The 16008-nt window shown below is 47.4% G+C and carries 13 protein-coding genes and 1 pseudogene; 2 read left to right on the forward strand and 12 right to left on the reverse strand.

Annotation, left to right across the window (positions count from 1 at the left end; genetic code table 11):
• Positions 1-516 precede the first annotated feature (516 nt).
• Both M4D81_RS28660 and M4D81_RS28665 read right to left on the reverse strand, forming a co-directional pair.
• On the reverse strand, positions 517-1731 hold the full coding sequence (locus M4D81_RS28660) for an alpha/beta hydrolase (protein ID WP_260068925.1): 1215 nt from the start codon (positions 1729-1731) through the stop codon (positions 517-519).
• A 211-nt stretch (positions 1732-1942) separates the two neighbouring features.
• Positions 1943-2245 (reverse strand): hypothetical protein, encoded by a 303-nt coding sequence (locus M4D81_RS28665; protein ID WP_260068926.1) that lies wholly within the window; start codon positions 2243-2245, stop codon positions 1943-1945.
• Positions 2246-2534: 289 nt separating this feature from the next.
• Here M4D81_RS28665 and M4D81_RS28670 point away from each other — a divergent pair, with 289 nt between their 5' ends.
• Together M4D81_RS28670 and M4D81_RS28675 are read left to right on the forward strand one after the other, a co-directional pair.
• The gene (locus M4D81_RS28670; RefSeq protein ID WP_260068990.1) at positions 2535-3209 is read left to right on the forward strand and encodes a response regulator transcription factor; all 675 of its coding nucleotides are present in this window, start codon (positions 2535-2537) and stop codon (positions 3207-3209) included.
• Positions 3206-4273: a HAMP domain-containing sensor histidine kinase gene (locus M4D81_RS28675; RefSeq protein ID WP_260068927.1), complete on the forward strand. Its 1068-nt coding sequence runs from the start codon at positions 3206-3208 to the stop codon at positions 4271-4273. Before M4D81_RS28670 ends, M4D81_RS28675 begins: the two co-directional genes overlap by 4 nt.
• Positions 4274-4453: 180 nt before the next feature.
• Here the strand turns inward: M4D81_RS28675 and M4D81_RS28680 are convergent, their stop codons facing one another.
• The 10 genes and pseudogenes from M4D81_RS28680 to M4D81_RS28725 all read right to left on the reverse strand — a co-directional run bounded on the left by M4D81_RS28680 (position 4454) and on the right by M4D81_RS28725 (position 15995).
• Positions 4454-4894 (reverse strand): GNAT family N-acetyltransferase, encoded by a 441-nt coding sequence (locus tag M4D81_RS28680; RefSeq protein WP_260068928.1) that lies wholly within the window; start codon positions 4892-4894, stop codon positions 4454-4456.
• Positions 4895-4955: 61 nt separating this feature from the next.
• Positions 4956-5123, reverse strand: a complete 168-nt coding sequence (locus M4D81_RS28685; RefSeq protein ID WP_260068995.1) for a beta-xylosidase family glycoside hydrolase — start codon at positions 5121-5123, stop codon at positions 4956-4958.
• Positions 5124-5172: 49 nt separating this feature from the next.
• On the reverse strand, positions 5173-5532 hold the full coding sequence (locus M4D81_RS28690; RefSeq protein ID WP_260068929.1) for a beta-xylosidase family glycoside hydrolase: 360 nt from the start codon (positions 5530-5532) through the stop codon (positions 5173-5175).
• A gap of 29 nt (positions 5533-5561) precedes the next feature.
• Positions 5562-5711, reverse strand: a pseudogene (locus M4D81_RS28695) (family 43 glycosylhydrolase); the annotation flags it as partial.
• Entirely contained in the window at positions 5644-6048 is a 405-nt protein-coding gene (locus M4D81_RS28700; RefSeq protein ID WP_260068930.1) for a family 43 glycosylhydrolase, read from the reverse strand. The pseudogene M4D81_RS28695 and the gene M4D81_RS28700, both read right to left, overlap by 68 nt.
• A 266-nt stretch (positions 6049-6314) precedes the next feature.
• Complete coding sequence (locus M4D81_RS28705) at positions 6315-7469, reverse strand: glycoside hydrolase family 88 protein (RefSeq protein WP_260068931.1); 1155 nt, start codon at positions 7467-7469, stop codon at positions 6315-6317.
• A gap of 354 nt (positions 7470-7823) precedes the next feature.
• Positions 7824-8078 carry a hypothetical protein gene (locus M4D81_RS28710; RefSeq protein WP_260068932.1) on the reverse strand — a complete coding sequence of 85 codons (255 nt, stop codon included), beginning with the start codon at positions 8076-8078 and terminating at the stop codon, positions 7824-7826.
• Between the two features lie 453 nt (positions 8079-8531).
• Positions 8532-9488: an RICIN domain-containing protein gene (locus M4D81_RS28715; RefSeq protein WP_260068933.1), complete on the reverse strand. Its 957-nt coding sequence runs from the start codon at positions 9486-9488 to the stop codon at positions 8532-8534.
• Positions 9415-10533: a hypothetical protein gene (locus M4D81_RS28720; protein WP_260068934.1), complete on the reverse strand. Its 1119-nt coding sequence runs from the start codon at positions 10531-10533 to the stop codon at positions 9415-9417. Before M4D81_RS28720 ends, M4D81_RS28715 begins: the two co-directional genes overlap by 74 nt.
• 518 nt (positions 10534-11051) lie before the next feature.
• On the reverse strand, positions 11052-15995 hold the full coding sequence (locus tag M4D81_RS28725; RefSeq protein ID WP_260068935.1) for a discoidin domain-containing protein: 4944 nt from the start codon (positions 15993-15995) through the stop codon (positions 11052-11054).
• Between the last annotated feature and the right edge of the window lie 13 nt (positions 15996-16008).

Consider the following 16008-nt stretch of genomic DNA (forward strand, 5'->3'; position numbering starts at 1 on the left):
CTCTATCTCCAAGATCACCTAATGCCAACTAGCTGTTGTCCGAACGTGGACTCCGTGTCTCTTGCACCATCCCCATATATTATTGCTGTGAGTGCGAATACATCTGTGCGTGAAAAGAACCATTGCTTAGCGTTAGGTATGATCGATGACATCGAAAAGCCTATATCCTTCCATAATATCAAACACCCCCTTGTTCACTGACAAAAACATCCAGCCTTCGCTTCTTGAATAGGCTCCATCAAATTGCTGCCAACCCCAAAATGGGTGCCAGCTAAGCTGGTATTACAAAGAACTTGTATACGTTCCGAAGCTAACCTACAATGTAGCTACGTTTGTGTCATAATCCTACAACGTGGTCACTTTTGTGAATTTTATAATGACACAATTATGTCAAAGAAAAAATAAAAGCCTGAAAATCATGCTTTCTTGAACTAATAATTGTAGATACTTTTGTGTTATCAGACACTAACTAACCCAACGGATTATTATCTGTTAAGCAAAAAATATAATAACAGCTTATTGACCATATTTATCAAGGAAATCTGCTACAACCTGATATGAAATCTGAGCACCGAGCGTCCCTGGCATGTAATCATAGAAATGATCGAAATAAGGGATTCCTACCAATTCATTTGCAATACCAGCTTCAGTCAATGCATCTGCCAGCTTAACATGGCTGTCATATGGTATTAAATGATCAGCTTTCCCTGCAACTATAATTGTTTGAGGAGTCGTTGCAACGATATGATTAAGTGGATTTATTGCAGTATAAGCATCTTTATACTCTTCAGGGGAGCCCACAATATAAGCTGTTAAACGATCCGAGCCTTTAATGCCAAACATCTCGGAGTTCCACGAAGCTGCCAAATCATGTGCAGGGTAACCAGCGACAACGAATTGTGCAGGATAGAGTTCTCCATCTAAATAGGCTTCTATTGTCTTGTCCTGAATACGATATGCAGTCTCAAGCGCTAGTCCGCCTCCGGCAGAAACTCCTGCAATAATTAATTTATTCATATCTACGTTGTATTTTGAAGCGTGGTTTCCGATCCATACAATGGCAGTAGCAACATCAGTAGAAGCTTTGTCCCATGTAGGATAGGATTTCGTACCTAATCTGTAATCGACATCAAAGACGATGTAACCTCTGTCATTGTAAAATTTAGTCCAGTGAGGATTTTGACCACGCTCACCACTAACGAAACCTCCACCATGTAGAAAGATCACAGGAGTCAAATTAGCAGAAGAATCATAGTCATCTGGTAAAGAAATATCCATGTGTAATTTTATTCCATCCACAGAGGCGTATTGAATAGATTTAGATAGATCCGCTTTTCCCCTGGATAATTTTGCACTCCAATGTTTACTCCATGAAATATCAACATTATAGTCGTTTGCTGTTTTTATTATAGAAACCAGAGGCACACTAAATCCAATCACATTAACGATAGATAATGTTAATGCTATTTTACATGCACGCTTTCCTCCAACACATAATGCTATAAATGATAAAATCACAATAATTATGCTTATAATTACTAAATGAAGTGACAAAAATGTTTCGAGAATCGTTCCTACATCACCTATATAAGGTATTGTTGGCACCATTACACCTAGCAATAAAAGAAACATTCCACTAGAAAAAAACAAGGAAAGAATTGTCGTGATTTTTCTGATCCTTATTTTTGATATGTTTGTACGATCTTTTGTTTTTTGTATAATTGTATTCATATGATTTCTCCTCTTATAAGACATTTCACAAACTTAGATACTCCTTATACTTGCAAGTGCTGATCTACCGAAGATATTGTTGTGCGTGGAATGTCATCGAAAAATGAAAAGGTTAAGCCATCGACGTAAAGCCAAAGCGTGAATGGATAGATCGCCCAGGACAGCCCAGGCGTCTTCCACTGTACCCTGCCTTTAGCCAAAAGATTAATCGTTACGCCCTGCGTAAAAGAAATATTGTTGATGGTATTTGACATTTTCGTTTAAAGTTTTTCAATTTAATGAAGACTGTTTTCTGTGATGACATTGCTCTACCTTTCTCCTCCCTGTTATAGGAGTACAGTATGTTTTTCTTCGGAAATTCCTTAATACCGACGGCATCGTCTTCATTCATTTGAGGGCCGCGATCAGCCATGTCCAAGGTTTGCTCATCTGTATTGATGGTGACGGGAAAGCCAGAGAGTGCATCGGGCTGCATGCTGCTCATATAGGCAGACAAGCCGATTGAAAGTGCCAAAACAAGGGCCACTTTGCCCCAGCCTGACGGTCCAAGTATGGAAACAAGCTCGTTTTCACGAAATCCAATGGATACGCCTTTTTAGGCGGTAAGAACTTCGCCGCTTTTATAGTTTTTTGAATATTGTCCAGTTTAAGCTTCAGCATAAATAGTCCTCCATTTATTTGTACGCCTGTAGAGTATATCTTTGCAAGGTAAACTGAAAATCAACTGGATGACAATTGATTTTCGGTTTACTTTTCAAAGGTATAATTTTCTATGCAATAATAGCTTAATGGAGGCGTTTTATATGTTAAAAATATTAGTGGTTGAAGATGATACAAACACCAGAAAGTTGATGTGCGCCATATTAAAACGAAACGGTTATAAAACATTCGGGGCAGAGGACGGCATTGCCGCCCTTAATTTAATGGCTAAGCAGCACATTGATTTAGTTGTGCTTGATTTAATGATGCCGAATATGGACGGCTATGAATTGACGAGGCAACTGCGTCTTTCATGGGAAAACTTGCCGATCCTGATGGTGACAGCCAAGCAGGAGCCAAATGACAAAAAGCAGGGATTTCTTGTCGGGACTGATGATTATATGACAAAACCGGTGGATGAGGAGGAGATGGTCCTTCGCATCAAGGCACTCCTCCGCAGGGCGCAGATTGCCAGTGACCACAAGCTTTCAGTCGGCAGGGTCGTGCTTGATTATGATGTGCTCACCGTTTCCCGGGACAAGAAAGTCATGACGCTGCCGCAAAAGGAATTTTATCTATTATTTAAGCTGCTTTCCTATCCGAACATGATTTTTACCCGCCTGCAGCTGATGGATGAGATTTGGGGAATGGAATCCGAAACCGATGACCACACACTCAATGTTCATATCAACCGCTTGCGGGACAGGTTTCGCGAGTGGCCGGAGTTCGAAATTGTTACAGTTCGGGGCTTAGGCTATAAAGCGGTGAAAAAAGCATGAGGAATTTTTCAAAAAAACGGTTTAGTCTCACGATTACATTGGTGATATTTGTATTTGGTGTCATGATGGCAACATTTTTGGTAGTTGGCGGCATTACCGCCCTCTTGGATTTTATTGGCGTGATTTCTCTTACAGGTCATCCTGCTGATGAACCTCGGGAAAACAATGGCCTCCCTTTATTTACGATATTTTGTCTTTTTGGCCTCTGTATTTTGCTCGGAACGTCTTTGACAGCTTTTTTCAGTAAAAAAGCACTGGACCCAATCCGCAAAGTCATTGAGGCCACACATCAGGTTGCTGGCGGAGACTTTAGCGTGAAGGTAGATTTAAAAGGTATCGGAGAATTGGAGGAACTGTCCCGGAGTTTTAATAAAATGACAAAGGAGCTCTCCAGCATTGAAACGCTGAGAAGTGATTTTGTAAACAACTTTTCCCATCAATTTAAAACACCTATCGTTTCCGTACGTGGTTTTGCCAAGCTCTTGAAAGAGAGTAATTTAACCGATGAAGAACACCGGGAGTATCTCGACATTATCATCACGGAATCGGAACGTCTCGCCGAACTATCCACCAATGTGCTCACCCTGTCAAAATACGAGAACCTTGAAATTATTGCTGATAAAGTTCCGTTCAGACTTGATGAGCAAATCAGAAGGACTCTCGTGTTGATGGAGCCCAAATGGTCTGCAAAAGAGCTAATCCTGAATGTAGATTTGGTGGATGTAATCTATATCGGAAAGGAAGATTTAATCCAGCAGATATGGCTAAATCTGTTGGATAATGCTATTAAGTTTTGCGGCCGGGGCGCTTCCATCCATATTACTCTGGCGAATGTTGATGACGGGATTCGATTTACTATTCAGGACGACGGCCCAGGCATGGACGATCAGACCAAGGCGAGTATTTTTGTTCAATTTTTTCAGGGTGATGCTTCTCTCCCCAAAACAGGATACGGACTTGGACTTCCCATTGTAAAACGCATAGTAGAACTTTGCGGCGGAGAAATTGATGTGAAAAGTGAGCCAGGTAAAGGCAGTGTATTTATCGTCGTGTTGCCGGGTTAAGTTATAGGCTATTCTTAACCTTCCGTTACCGCGGGAGTCTGCGGATATAGATTGAAGAAAAGACCATCACTATCTATTTCAAAGAGTGTCCCGCGGGGCTTCAGTATGTGATCGGCTGCTTTCTTTGTATTATTGCACTATTGTCTCCCGTTAGTTTTATCCTTAGGTAAAGTAGTGCTCTTAACGGTACATTTGAACAAACCACATTTTAAACCCATGCTTCTCGTAAAAACCAATTATTTTTTGCCACTGCTTAGTCGCAGAATATACAACAGACCGAGTTATGCCATTACCTTCTGCGGCTTCAAGAAGCTTATCTACCATCACGTGACCAATATTTCCACTTCTATACTCAGGGTGAACATATACCTCATCTACCTCTAGATAATGCTCTCCCTGTTCGATTACAGCTAACCCGTCGCTTACATGTACACTACCAGTTATATAGCCTACAATTTCCGAATTGATTTCTGCAACCCAGAAGTAATCCCCGATATTGTTCCTCAACAACTCTTCGGTATTAGCCCCCAAACCGTATGTGATACATTCTGATACCCATATTTCAGATAGGTTAGCAACATCCGAAAGGTCCGTTTCATTTGCTTTTCTAACAGTAAACATTTATATCGCCATCAGTATAATTTATATAGTAGTTCAAGGCCACCTTTCACTCATTGAACTCTTACTCGTTACCATTATCGATATATTTAAAATAATCAAAATCCGCTTGCTTCATCATGCCCGACAAATCCTGTGCGCAGAGGCCGATGAACGCGCCGGTAAAGCCAAGCTTTGCTTCATATTCGTCGGACAGCTGGCCAAATCCAGCATGGGGCCAACAGATTGCCAATCCGAGCCGTCCGGAGAACAGAAAAATTGAACGCACTCGTAACGGATGGTCACTTTCTTCTGGCCACCATGCTTTGATTGAACCAGGAATACAGCGACTCTCGACCCCGCAGTTGCAAGTATCCTGGCCGCTCTGAGAGACTAAGCCACTCGTCGTTCGCAGGCACGCGCAATGTAAAATATTGTGCGCTGAGCTCACATGCGTCAAAATGGTCCGTACCCGGCAACTCCGGGGCCGGATGTGGTGACAAATTAGGTGCGGCGAACTTAAGTTTCGGTGCTTTGCCTCCGTCGGCAAGGCGGAGCCACCCATCCTCCGTCCATACGACGCGGGCAAGTTCGGTCTCGCGCCCCAACGGACAAAGGCGTTGTCTGGCAGCGGACGAGCACATATAAAGGATAAATACCATTCGCCGTTCTGCGTCTCCACCACCGAGCCGTGTCCCGCCTTCTGCAGTGGGTGATTCGGCTTATCTATCGTCGTAATAAGCGGAAACTCTGGATCGTATTCATACGGTCCTTCAAGCTGACGAGAACGCGCCAGCGTTGCCGCATGATTCCAGCCGGTTCCGCCCTCCGCCAGCAACAAGTAGTACCAGCCTTCCCGCTTGAACATAAAACGGCCCTTCCGTTACGCCGAGCGATGTCCCCGTAACAATCGTCCGCACCGGCCCAACCAGCTTCCCCTCCTCCGGTGAGAACAGTTGCTTGACCACGCCTGCGAATCGGTGTCTCCCTTTGCGAAAATCCCATCGCATATTTAACAGCCACTTGCGACCATCGTCATCATGGAACAAAAACGGATCGAAGCCGCTGCTGTTCAAATAAAGTGGCTTCGACCACGGGCCGTTTATGTCGCTCGCCGTCAACAAATAATTATGTAAGTCCTTGAACACGCCCCGGCGAGACATCACTTTCGTAATCATTAAATACAATTAACCGTAGTATGGAACACTGGATCTATAAATGAACTTTTTTTGTGTTTTTTAACTGGGCTATCCGAACGTCATTTACGTTATCCGAATCTTCAAAATGCAATGAGAACAACATCGCTCCAATACCGCGGTTCCGCGAGAATTACGGGCCAATGACGTTGCTCGCAGAGCTGTCCGAGACTTAACGCAAGGACATTATCCGCCGCATGACTCTAGAAGAGGATACCCTGGCGCAGCGGCCACTATCGAATTGGATATTACCAAAGGTACAGATCGTTCCCTTTCAGTTTGAAGATAGCTTCGATGAAATAGTAGTCGCCGTAAATAATGGCGTGATGATGCGTCTTGGAATGATAGGCCCCGGAGCCGTTCTGCACAATTGCATCGGTGTCGTTCGACCACTCACAGCGCGACGCGTTGAGCGTCTTGAGCAGCTTAAGCGCCGCGTTCAGATACACGTCTTTTTCATACGGTCCGACAACTTTCGCGATTTCGATCAAGCCGCATGCCGCGATTGCCGCCGCCGTATCGTCTTCGCGAAGAGGCTCCGCCGGTTGCCTGAAGTCGACCAGAATAACGCCGTTCTCAGGAATATTGGCCATAAAGTAGTGCGCAATCCGCTTCGCCGCCTGTAAGTATTGTTCTTTGCCGGTATGGATGTAGCTCATCATGAAGCCATACAAGCCCCATGCTTGCCCTCTCGTCCAAGAGGAACCTTCCTCATACCCTTGACCGCCATATGTTTTCACCACGCCGCCTTTGAACGGATCGAACTCAACGATATGATTAACGGAACCATCCGGTCTGACGAACGCCTCCATCGTCGTGTCGGCATGCCTCATGGCGATCTGTTTAAAGCGCGGGTCTCCCGTTTCTTCGGACGCCCAATACAGCAGCGGAATATTGAGCATGCAGTCAATGATGGCCCAGCCTCGTGTATCTTCCCCCTTCAGATCGTTCCAGGCGCGGATGAAGCCACCGGCCAGATTGAACCGTCCAGCCAACAAATTGGCAGCATGCAGAGCGCGCTTTCGGGACTCTGGATTACCTGTTACACGGTAGTTCGCCACACTGGTCGGCAGCCACATAAATCCGACATCATGATGCAGACCGTGGAACTTCTCGAAGCACAGATCCAGCTTCTCCTCGGATATTTGTGCAAGTTCTTTATATTTTTCAAGAGCAGTCTCGTGATGCATCAGCCACATGATCCCGCCCCAGAATCCGTTGGTCCACCAGCAGATGCCGTCCGCCTCATCACCTGTGGGATTGATAACCGATCGGTCGTCGTATGTGCCTTCAATCGTGGTGTACGGGATTTTATTGCGTGTCTTTTCGCATACCCAGTCCAATTTCTCCGTAATTTTGCCGATAACCTCATCAAGCCACGCCTTGTCCTTTTCCTGTAGCATATTTTTTCTTATCCCTCTTTCAGTTCGTTAATGTGCCTATTATAGCTCGGCTCGCAACATTCGTTTGAAAATGTTCCTTTATTGCGGTGTTGTCCCGCTCGCAACTGGCTAGTAGACTTATGGAAATCATGCCTTACGACATGCCCAACAAAAGCAGCTTCGGGCAATGATCAATACTGAAGGTGTGGTTGTAGGATATAGGAAGAGTGTAGAAGTCTTGATGTTTAGCAACGTCCGAATGAGTTGTTTGAGTTTCTTCCAAATTATAGGTGCCGGTACTCAGAGGATAGAATGATGCCCGGTGCCGAGCATATCCTTTTCCTTATTTTTGACAAGAACCGGGTAGTGATAGGTTTACCGGTCCGAAAAGATGCTCCGCAGTACGATAGCTTGTGATAATCCTCGCTGCCGGTATCGTCGCAGGACCACGTGAAGTGATACGCGCCTCAGAACGGTCACAGCCTCCCGAAAGTCGTGCAGGCCGACAAGATTCTTCATTATAGCATCGATTACGGTTACCATATCTTCGCCGAGCTGAGCGATTGCAGGGTTTGTATTTCCAAACAGCAGGTAAGCCGTTCCGTCATCCTCAAAAGACGGATGGGTCAATGGCCCATCGCCATGCCGAGAAACGTATCATCTGTTCCATCGTAATGAGCGGCTGTGGCTTTGCATGAAACGGGCCTACTGGAGTCTCGGCAACTGCAACACCTATGGCGCTCTCTCCGCTTTTCACTTTGCCGCAGAAGTAAAAGTGTAATTTTGGCCGCTGGGAAAGGCTGGAGCTCATACGCTGCCGACAGCCCAAGGCACATCTTACGTCGCAAGATACAAAATCACGCCTTCGTCATTTCAAATCCTCATTTCAGAAGAAGAATCACATTGAATCTCGTGTCCGACCAGTCCGTGAAACACTCCCTAATTATCTTCAAATAAAGATCGGAATGAGAATCATTCAACTCATTGTACTGTCATGGTCCTCCTTGTGAACGAAACTGGATGCCAGCTATCGAAACCGCTCCATCTAATTTCATTGAATGCATGTTTCTTTGCTTCGTATTGTTAATTTACAACCTTCCATCTTTGGTTGGCGCTGCTGCCTCCACCCCATTGGCCCAGATCATCGCCGTTGGTCGAGCGGCCAATCCCGTCCAAATATAACCCCGTTTCGCGGTTTTGGAGCCGCACATTGTTGCCGTCGATCGAGACAGACCATTGCTGTCTAATGCTGGTGCTGCTGTTCCATTGTCCGGCAGCTGAGCCGTTGGTCGTGAGGCCCATCCCATCGATATACAAGCCGGTGGCGACGTTATTGAATCTGATCGAAACAGTCCCTGAAATTCCTCCAGTAGTTGCAGATACCGTAGAGGATTTCGATCCTCCGGCTACTTCTACCTGATAATAGTAGGTCGTAACATCGGTCAAGTTTGTATCGCGATATAATGTCGCTGCAGTGGGGGCACTGCTAACCTTTACAAAAGTCCCATTCGGATCTGTGGACCGGTAGATGTTATACCCCAGTGTATTCGGCACACCTGCCCAGCTTAAGTAGATCGTATTTGCACCCGCCGCCGTTGCCGTCAATCCCGTAATCGAGCCTAATGTGATCTTGTTACTCAAGCCGACCGACTCGGCTGCGTCGGGCGTGTACAGCAGCATGAAAAGCGGATAATCCTTATAGGCAACCTCCGGTATCCTCGTTTCGTAGGCATAGGCCAAATATTTGTACTTCTCCGTAGTCATATCCTTATTTTCGATATACTTGTAATAGTTATATAAAGCACTGTAGAAAGCATCGATTCTGCCTCTTCCGTCTGCGTTTATCGTATCATAATAGACAATCGAGCTGCTTTGGTTTGCCTGTGCAGGAGTCCATAATACATCGTAACCTAAGTGATATTTGAGCAGATAAGTGGTTCCTGCCAGCAGCCGGTCGTCCAGGAAGTTAAATACATTCACGGCATTTGAGGCTGTAGACCTTGCTCCAGTGACCGGGTCGACCTTCGTACCTTGTTGCATAGATGGTTCTCGCCAATGTAGACAATCCAGCAATATTGGCGTAGGAATGTCCTACATCACGCCCCATTTCGACAGCTTGCACGTGGTAGTCCGCCGGATTCAATGCTGCTCCTGTTCGCTCATTTACCGTCATCCACCGCATCTGTTGCTTAATGGAACCGTTTCTTCCCCCTTGATCTCCTGCGGCATTTACGGTCGCAGCTTCTACAGACTCATCGTAAAGCTGCAGGTCATTCGTGAAAATAGCTCTTCCTATCGTTCCCATCACCGCGAACTGATGCTGATTCATAAACATTCGATGCTTATCATACGTAACCGAAACAAGATTCATCGCATCGGAAAGATTTGCCGTATCCGTTGCCGTCCACTTCAGACTCTGCGTTGGTGTATCGGAATAGCGCAGAATTTCCGCCGCTGCTGAGAGAAAATAACTCATCGTAGCAAAACGAAAATTTGTATGAGTAACGCAATCCTCTATGGCAGAATAATTCCTAATGATAGTCATGGCATTGGAACGATATGCTTCATCGCCGGTAATATACCACATAATCGCCTGCATAAAAGCAGTTTCAGAATCGGTATTGGCACGCGCTCCTACATATTCGCTGGGATTAGCGTATTCAACAGTTGGTCTCTCGGGGTCTGTAAACCTCCAAGGCCCTTGAATGTGCTTGAAGATATAAACATTTTCATAATAGATTCTTGGCGTTTTACTGGACTGAGGGTCGGCTGCAAAAGCATTAAACGCCGTATTCCAAGGCTCATCCCCCGCTCTTACGTGATCGCGCATGTTGTCCAAATCTATCTGCCTCATTGCAATGCCGGGATGATGAATGGTTCCCGTTACCGTGTTCCCGGAGGAATCGATATAGGACAAATTTGTAGACGTACTTACTACCTGCGGCTTATAAGAAGTAATCAGCGGCGAAATCGCTGCTTTCGCTGTTTGGCTGCCGATGCCGAAAAAAGTCGTAATCGCCAATACAAAACAAAGAATGACGTAAAAAATCCTATCGTTGAGAATTTTCAACTTGAAGAAATTCATATAAGCGTCCTCCTTGTTTGCACAAAATTATTATGCATGCTCCCGGATTGATCTCCATTATTGCCCATTGGATCCGATATCCAACCAGATCTGCACATTCGTTCCGTCGTAGGTCCCAGCTCCATTCCCCCCTTCAATGATATAAGACATGTGATGGTGCAATGTAGCCGCATCGAATCATTTTACATTTCACTCACCTTCTTAAATATGCCCTAGCGGCCGGCACAGGTATCTTACTGCCTTGTACCAGCCTTGGGTGGGCCATTTTTACGATGCAATTACGGGTTGCTCAACAATTAATCAGCGTCCCCGTTCAATCACGTCGTGCTTCACTCTTGCTGTAGGGGAAGGCCGACTCGCAACTGCGTGCTCTTCTCACACTTTCATTTTTCACCTGATTTGATGCTGTTCCATTCAGTGATTTGACTAAACGTGTTGATCTGGGCCGGTTTTTTGCTGCTTGACTGGTTCCCGTAGGAAGTCTTGTCCGCTGTATTGACCGACACTGCGCGGTACTCTTATACGCCTGGAGCCTCACCGGCTAGCGGTGTCACATCGTGCAGCCACTGCGCCCAGCGGACCAGCACATCCGCCTGCTCACCGCTAAGCTTCTTCCCGTTTTGTGCATTCACTTGATGGATAAAAGCTTGCAACAAATCGCGCGCTACCTGACCATTGCCTTCAGCAGCATTCATTTTTGCTCTCGCCAGCTTCTGCTGAAGCGAACTCGTGATGCCCTCCATGCCCGGAGCACCGGTCTCGGCCACGAAAATACCGGACAGCGCAGATAAGCTGTCGAATGTCGCAACCACACTATACGAATGTTCAGCCGATTCGCGGTGTCCGGCGGCATCTTCTGCTTCCGCCTTAGCGCTGTGAACACCAGGCTCTAACATATAAGCTTTGGTGTCAACAAGTGGCGCATCGCATGACGAATAAGTGACACCTGATACGGTATCAACAGCACTGCAAGTGATGTTGACCGTCTGATTAACGGTATAAGATGCTTCGCCGATGATCTCCACTTGAGGCGAGGTTAGATCGATCGCTGCTTCTACCGATTTCGGATTAACAGAATCAGTTGCGGTAGCAGGACGATATAGCATTCGATTCGTGCCTTCTTCGCTCAGGGTAAGAGGCTCGTCATAGGCGAACCAGTTGCTTCCGCCGTCCAAGCTGTATTGCACATTCCTGTGACCCGTCAACGTTACCGTAACGGGTGAAATATACCAACCGTTCAAGCCGTACGGTGCGAAAGGTTCGAGCGATTCCGTGATTTTGATCTCCAATCCATCTAGAGCTTGCAGCAAGCTTGCTGCTGCCGCATCGATCTCCTCCTGTGTTTCATTGTCACTGTTGTACACCGCCTGTGCCGCCGATACTGTTGCCTGAAGCGCCGCGTAACTGTCTGCCGTATAATGGCCCTCAGCCACCTGATCGGCTTGGCTCAGCAAGAGAGAGAGCAATGTGCGATCCACATAGAGGAATTGCAATTCGCCGACATTGGCAAAACCATTCGGCGTGTAATATCTCAGGTAACGGTATGCTGTTTGGTTGTTAATCGCTTGCGTGTACCATTGCTGAGTGGAAACGCCAACGATAGTATGCAGGGCTTTGAAGTTAACCCCGTCATTAGAGCCCTGGATCAGTGCTCCATTCATTCGGTTTGCATAACCGGAGCGCGGAATAAACTTGATGCCGTTAACCGTAAAAGCATTGCCTTTACCCAAGTCAACCGTCACCCAGCCGGCTGCAGTTTTAGTGTCGGGAGACGTGCTCGGGTCGCTGTCTAAAGCTCGCCATCCGTTCGCCGCGGCGTCATGCTTACCGTCCCACGACTCCGTATTTGCCGTCACCATAGAAGGGTTAATGGCGCTTATTGGCACCAGTATCGAGCTCGCCTGAAGCAAGTCATTCAGAATGGCTATTTTGTTGGCATCCGGTTTCGCCCATTCCGCCTTGAGCTCTTTTACTTTTTGTTGATACAGGTAGTAGCTGCCTTTGGTATAACCCTCCGGTTCCAGCACGATGGAATCAAGATAAGCAGCATCATAATCCAGTTCGCCGTGAAATCTCACTTCGGACATATTCCCGAACCAGGCGTTTCCATTGGTAATGCGGATATACCGGTAAGGGGTGTTGTCGGTGATCGTCAAGATCTGCCAGTCCCGCGAGGAGACTGCTCCTGAGGAGATGGTCTTCCATGTCGCATTGTCGTTGGAGCCCTGAATGATTGTGCCTCCTATTCTAGTGTAGTACCCGTCTTGTCTTGCCAGCAGTTCCACATAGGACAATTGCACGTAACCGCCTTGTCCGAAGTCAAATTGGACCCACGCTCCGGAGCCGCTGCCGTTCAATCGGTAATCCGTATCCGTCTGCGGATTGTTGTCGAACAACCTGTTCGCCGTTGCGATAGCGTCTGTCGGCGATCTGCCGTAGGAATCGGTCACTTTAGTGATAAATGTCACATCGCTAATCACATCCGATTCATCGACCAGTATCAAGCGAGACCCATCGGTCGTGAACAACGTTTCCGGAGCATCAATGCCTTCCGCCGTCTGATAATGGAGTTTAAATAGCACCGTGCCGGGCGTCGCATCCGGTCCCATGACCGCTTCGGCCGTCCAGTTCAGCCCATCCTCCAAATGTACGGTCGCGGGTTGTCCTTGAATCGTAACATTCACATTCTGAATGACTTCCGTAGATTGGAAGGATAATTTCGCCGTGTCTCCCAGGACGATCCGCCCTCCGAAGGCCTGATCCGAACCTATGGAGACCGATGCAATCTTGTTGATGACCTCATGACGCTTCCCGAAGATCCGAAACTCGGACAATTCAGGCCAAGGAGCGTCGTACGGCTTATCAATCATTTCGATTTTCAGAAAACGGAATTGCTCGTTCTGGAGTTCCGGCGATACCGTCAACGTGTGCATCTCTGCTGACACGGGGGTCACTCCCGGCGTCAACCGGGTCCAGTTTTCTTGATCATTGGATCCGAACATGGTGATGCCGCCGCCGCGTTCAGGAAAACCGGCTCGTGCCTGAATCTGGAATCTATTAGCCGAAACCCGGAAATTGGGTCCCATGTCCATATGAACGCCCATATTAATCCTTTGATTACCGAACGTACTCGTGACATTGTCCAGAAAAGTACGCGGGTTGAAGCCGGCAGATAAGAACATATTCATATAATTAATGCTGCCGTCGGTGATGAGCGGCGTGGTCAACTGAAGTCCCAACACGGCGTCATGCATAGCCGTCAGCTTCTGATAGAAGTCGGAATCCGTTGCGGTGTCAATGACGCTCATGATGTCGTCGTATGTTTGTTTATACGTATCGAGCGTTGCCCAGATATAATCCGTATTGGCGTCATAGGAGGTAATCACGGCATCCACCGCGGACTGTCGATCATTGGCGACGGTCACCGTGACATCTCTGGTGGATACCGTCGAGCCGTCGGAGGCTTCCACGACGAAGGAATACGTTCCGGCTTGGGTAGGTTTCCAGTCAAAGGCGCCAGTGCTAGTATTGAACACGACGCCCTCGGGCGCCCCCGTAATCCGATAGGTCACAACATCGGATGCGCCTGTGTCTGTTGCCGAGAAGTCATACTGGAGCGTCGCCCCGGAATCAACATAGGCAAACAATTTCAAAGCGTTATTTCCTTCTTTAAACACCGGCGGCGTCAGTTCATTGGCCGCGTTGACATTGATATGGTCGATATCGACCGTTGTTCCGTTGCCTATAATCGTGAAATAACTCATAGCTAGAAGTCCATAGTCTTTCGGGAGATTATAATATACATTTCTCCATTGCCCCTGGGTATCCGGCAACGTGATCGTTTCGCCGAAGGCTTCCAGTTTCGCCGCACCGTTCGTCCGAATCTTGTATGCGAGCACTCTCGTACTGCTGTCGGATTGAACCAAAGCGATTTTGCTGCCGGATTCCGTGGCCTTGATGCGGACGAAGGAAACATCGCCCTCTTGCATGGCGGTCGAATTCCCGTCCAGGTTGGTGAACCGATCCTCGATCTCCTTCCAATTCGGGTTCAGGTCAACCTTCGGGAGATTTGCCGCTCCCTCGGCCTCAGCTTCCTTAGGAATGTACAGCCAATATTCCCCTCCGGAATCTCGCGATGCCCAATAATAATTCGTCCTCTTTTTGAACATCTCGGCGAAGTACGGAGCAACTTGCTCCATGTCCAAACCTTGATCATATTTATAGTAATAGTAGAGATCATAGGCATTTCCGCCGATTCTACCATGATATTCGGTACTCAATACCTGGTAAATGACTGGGCTGCCATCCTCGCGCATACGAGCTTCTGTCGGGATCCAAGGCGTATCATACCCGTTCATATACCGGGCAAAATAGTCGGTCCCTGCCAGAATGCGCTTGTCAAGAAAATCGTACGTGGTAACCGCATTCTCTGCAGTGGAAACCGTGCCGTCTACCGGATCCACCTTGGTTCCCTGGGCTTGCAACAGTCGCGATATAATGGAGACATTGATGACGTCGCCGGTGCTGTGAGCCTGATCCCTGCCCATCTCCGTAATCTGCACCTGCGGGTTATCCACCTTCTCGCCTGTCGCCGCATTTGTATCGACTAACCGGAAGAGTCTCTTGATGGAACCGTTCACGTGCTGATCCTCAGCCGTTTTGTTGACCGTGAACCACTCGACCGCCTCGTGATACCGCTCTAGGTTGCCGGTGAAGATATAACCCGATATCGATCCGATCAACGGATAAAGATGCTGGTTCATGAAGCGGTCATTCGTATGATTGAACGTTTCGGTGACCGGAACGATCACATTGTTCGTGAGATTGGCCGTATCCTGGTCTGTCCATTCCAGTTCCGGCGTCTGCGTGCTGGTATACCTCATAATCTCCGCGGCGGTAACCATACGGTAGAGAGGAACTCCCGTGTGAATGTGCGAATCGACAAAATAGGCGTAATTCGCTGGGTCCATCTGCTCCCAGTTGCGGATAATATGCATCGTATTGGCCCGATAAACCTCATCGCCCGTTATCACATACATAAGAGCCTGGGTGTATGCGGTTAAACTATCCCATACGAATCGTTCGTTAAAACCCTGGCTGCAAAAACAGCCACTCGAATACCTGGACGAGACCGTCTTTGTCGCAAGCGGGGTTCCCCATGGGTCCGTCGACGCGACCAGTTGGTCGAAATAGGTTTTCCAAGGCTCCTTTTGCGCACGAACCTGCGATTGCAAATTCTCTAGTACTTCCTTGGTCAATCCAACACCAGGATGCTTGAAACCGTTTGCATCAATGGTCTCGTGAATCGTCGGCAAATAATCCGTGATAACCGATTCCGAGGTCGCTTCGGCCGCCACGTTTCCTGCCGTCAGGGGGAGGAACGCGGCGATCATGCTTACGATAACAAGTAACGGTAAAAACTTTTTCGATATTATACTAGATCTTCCGTTCCTAACATTCATGTTGTACTCCTCC

This window comes from Paenibacillus sp. p3-SID867, from assembly GCF_025142895.1.
Classification (GTDB): Bacteria; Bacillota; Bacilli; order Paenibacillales; family Paenibacillaceae; genus Paenibacillus_AQ.

Bases quoted from the DNA above. Each gene is read 5' to 3' on its own strand.
- M4D81_RS28660 (WP_260068925.1), bottom strand. From the start codon at position 1,731: ATGAATACAATTATACAAAAAACAAAAGATCGTACAAACATATCAAAA.
- M4D81_RS28670 (WP_260068990.1), top strand. From the start codon at position 2,535: ATGTTAAAAATATTAGTGGTTGAAGATGATACAAACACCAGAAAGTTG.
- M4D81_RS28675 (WP_260068927.1), top strand. From the start codon at position 3,206: ATGAGGAATTTTTCAAAAAAACGGTTTAGTCTCACGATTACATTGGTG.
- M4D81_RS28680 (WP_260068928.1), bottom strand. From the start codon at position 4,894: ATGTTTACTGTTAGAAAAGCAAATGAAACGGACCTTTCGGATGTTGCT.
- M4D81_RS28690 (WP_260068929.1), bottom strand. From the start codon at position 5,532: ATGGTATTTATCCTTTATATGTGCTCGTCCGCTGCCAGACAACGCCTT.
- M4D81_RS28700 (WP_260068930.1), bottom strand. From the start codon at position 6,048: ATGATTACGAAAGTGATGTCTCGCCGGGGCGTGTTCAAGGACTTACAT.
- M4D81_RS28705 (WP_260068931.1), bottom strand. From the start codon at position 7,469: ATGCTACAGGAAAAGGACAAGGCGTGGCTTGATGAGGTTATCGGCAAA.
- M4D81_RS28715 (WP_260068933.1), bottom strand. From the start codon at position 9,488: ATGCAACAAGGTACGAAGGTCGACCCGGTCACTGGAGCAAGGTCTACA.
- M4D81_RS28720 (WP_260068934.1), bottom strand. From the start codon at position 10,533: ATGAATTTCTTCAAGTTGAAAATTCTCAACGATAGGATTTTTTACGTC.
- M4D81_RS28725 (WP_260068935.1), bottom strand. From the start codon at position 15,995: ATGAATGTTAGGAACGGAAGATCTAGTATAATATCGAAAAAGTTTTTA.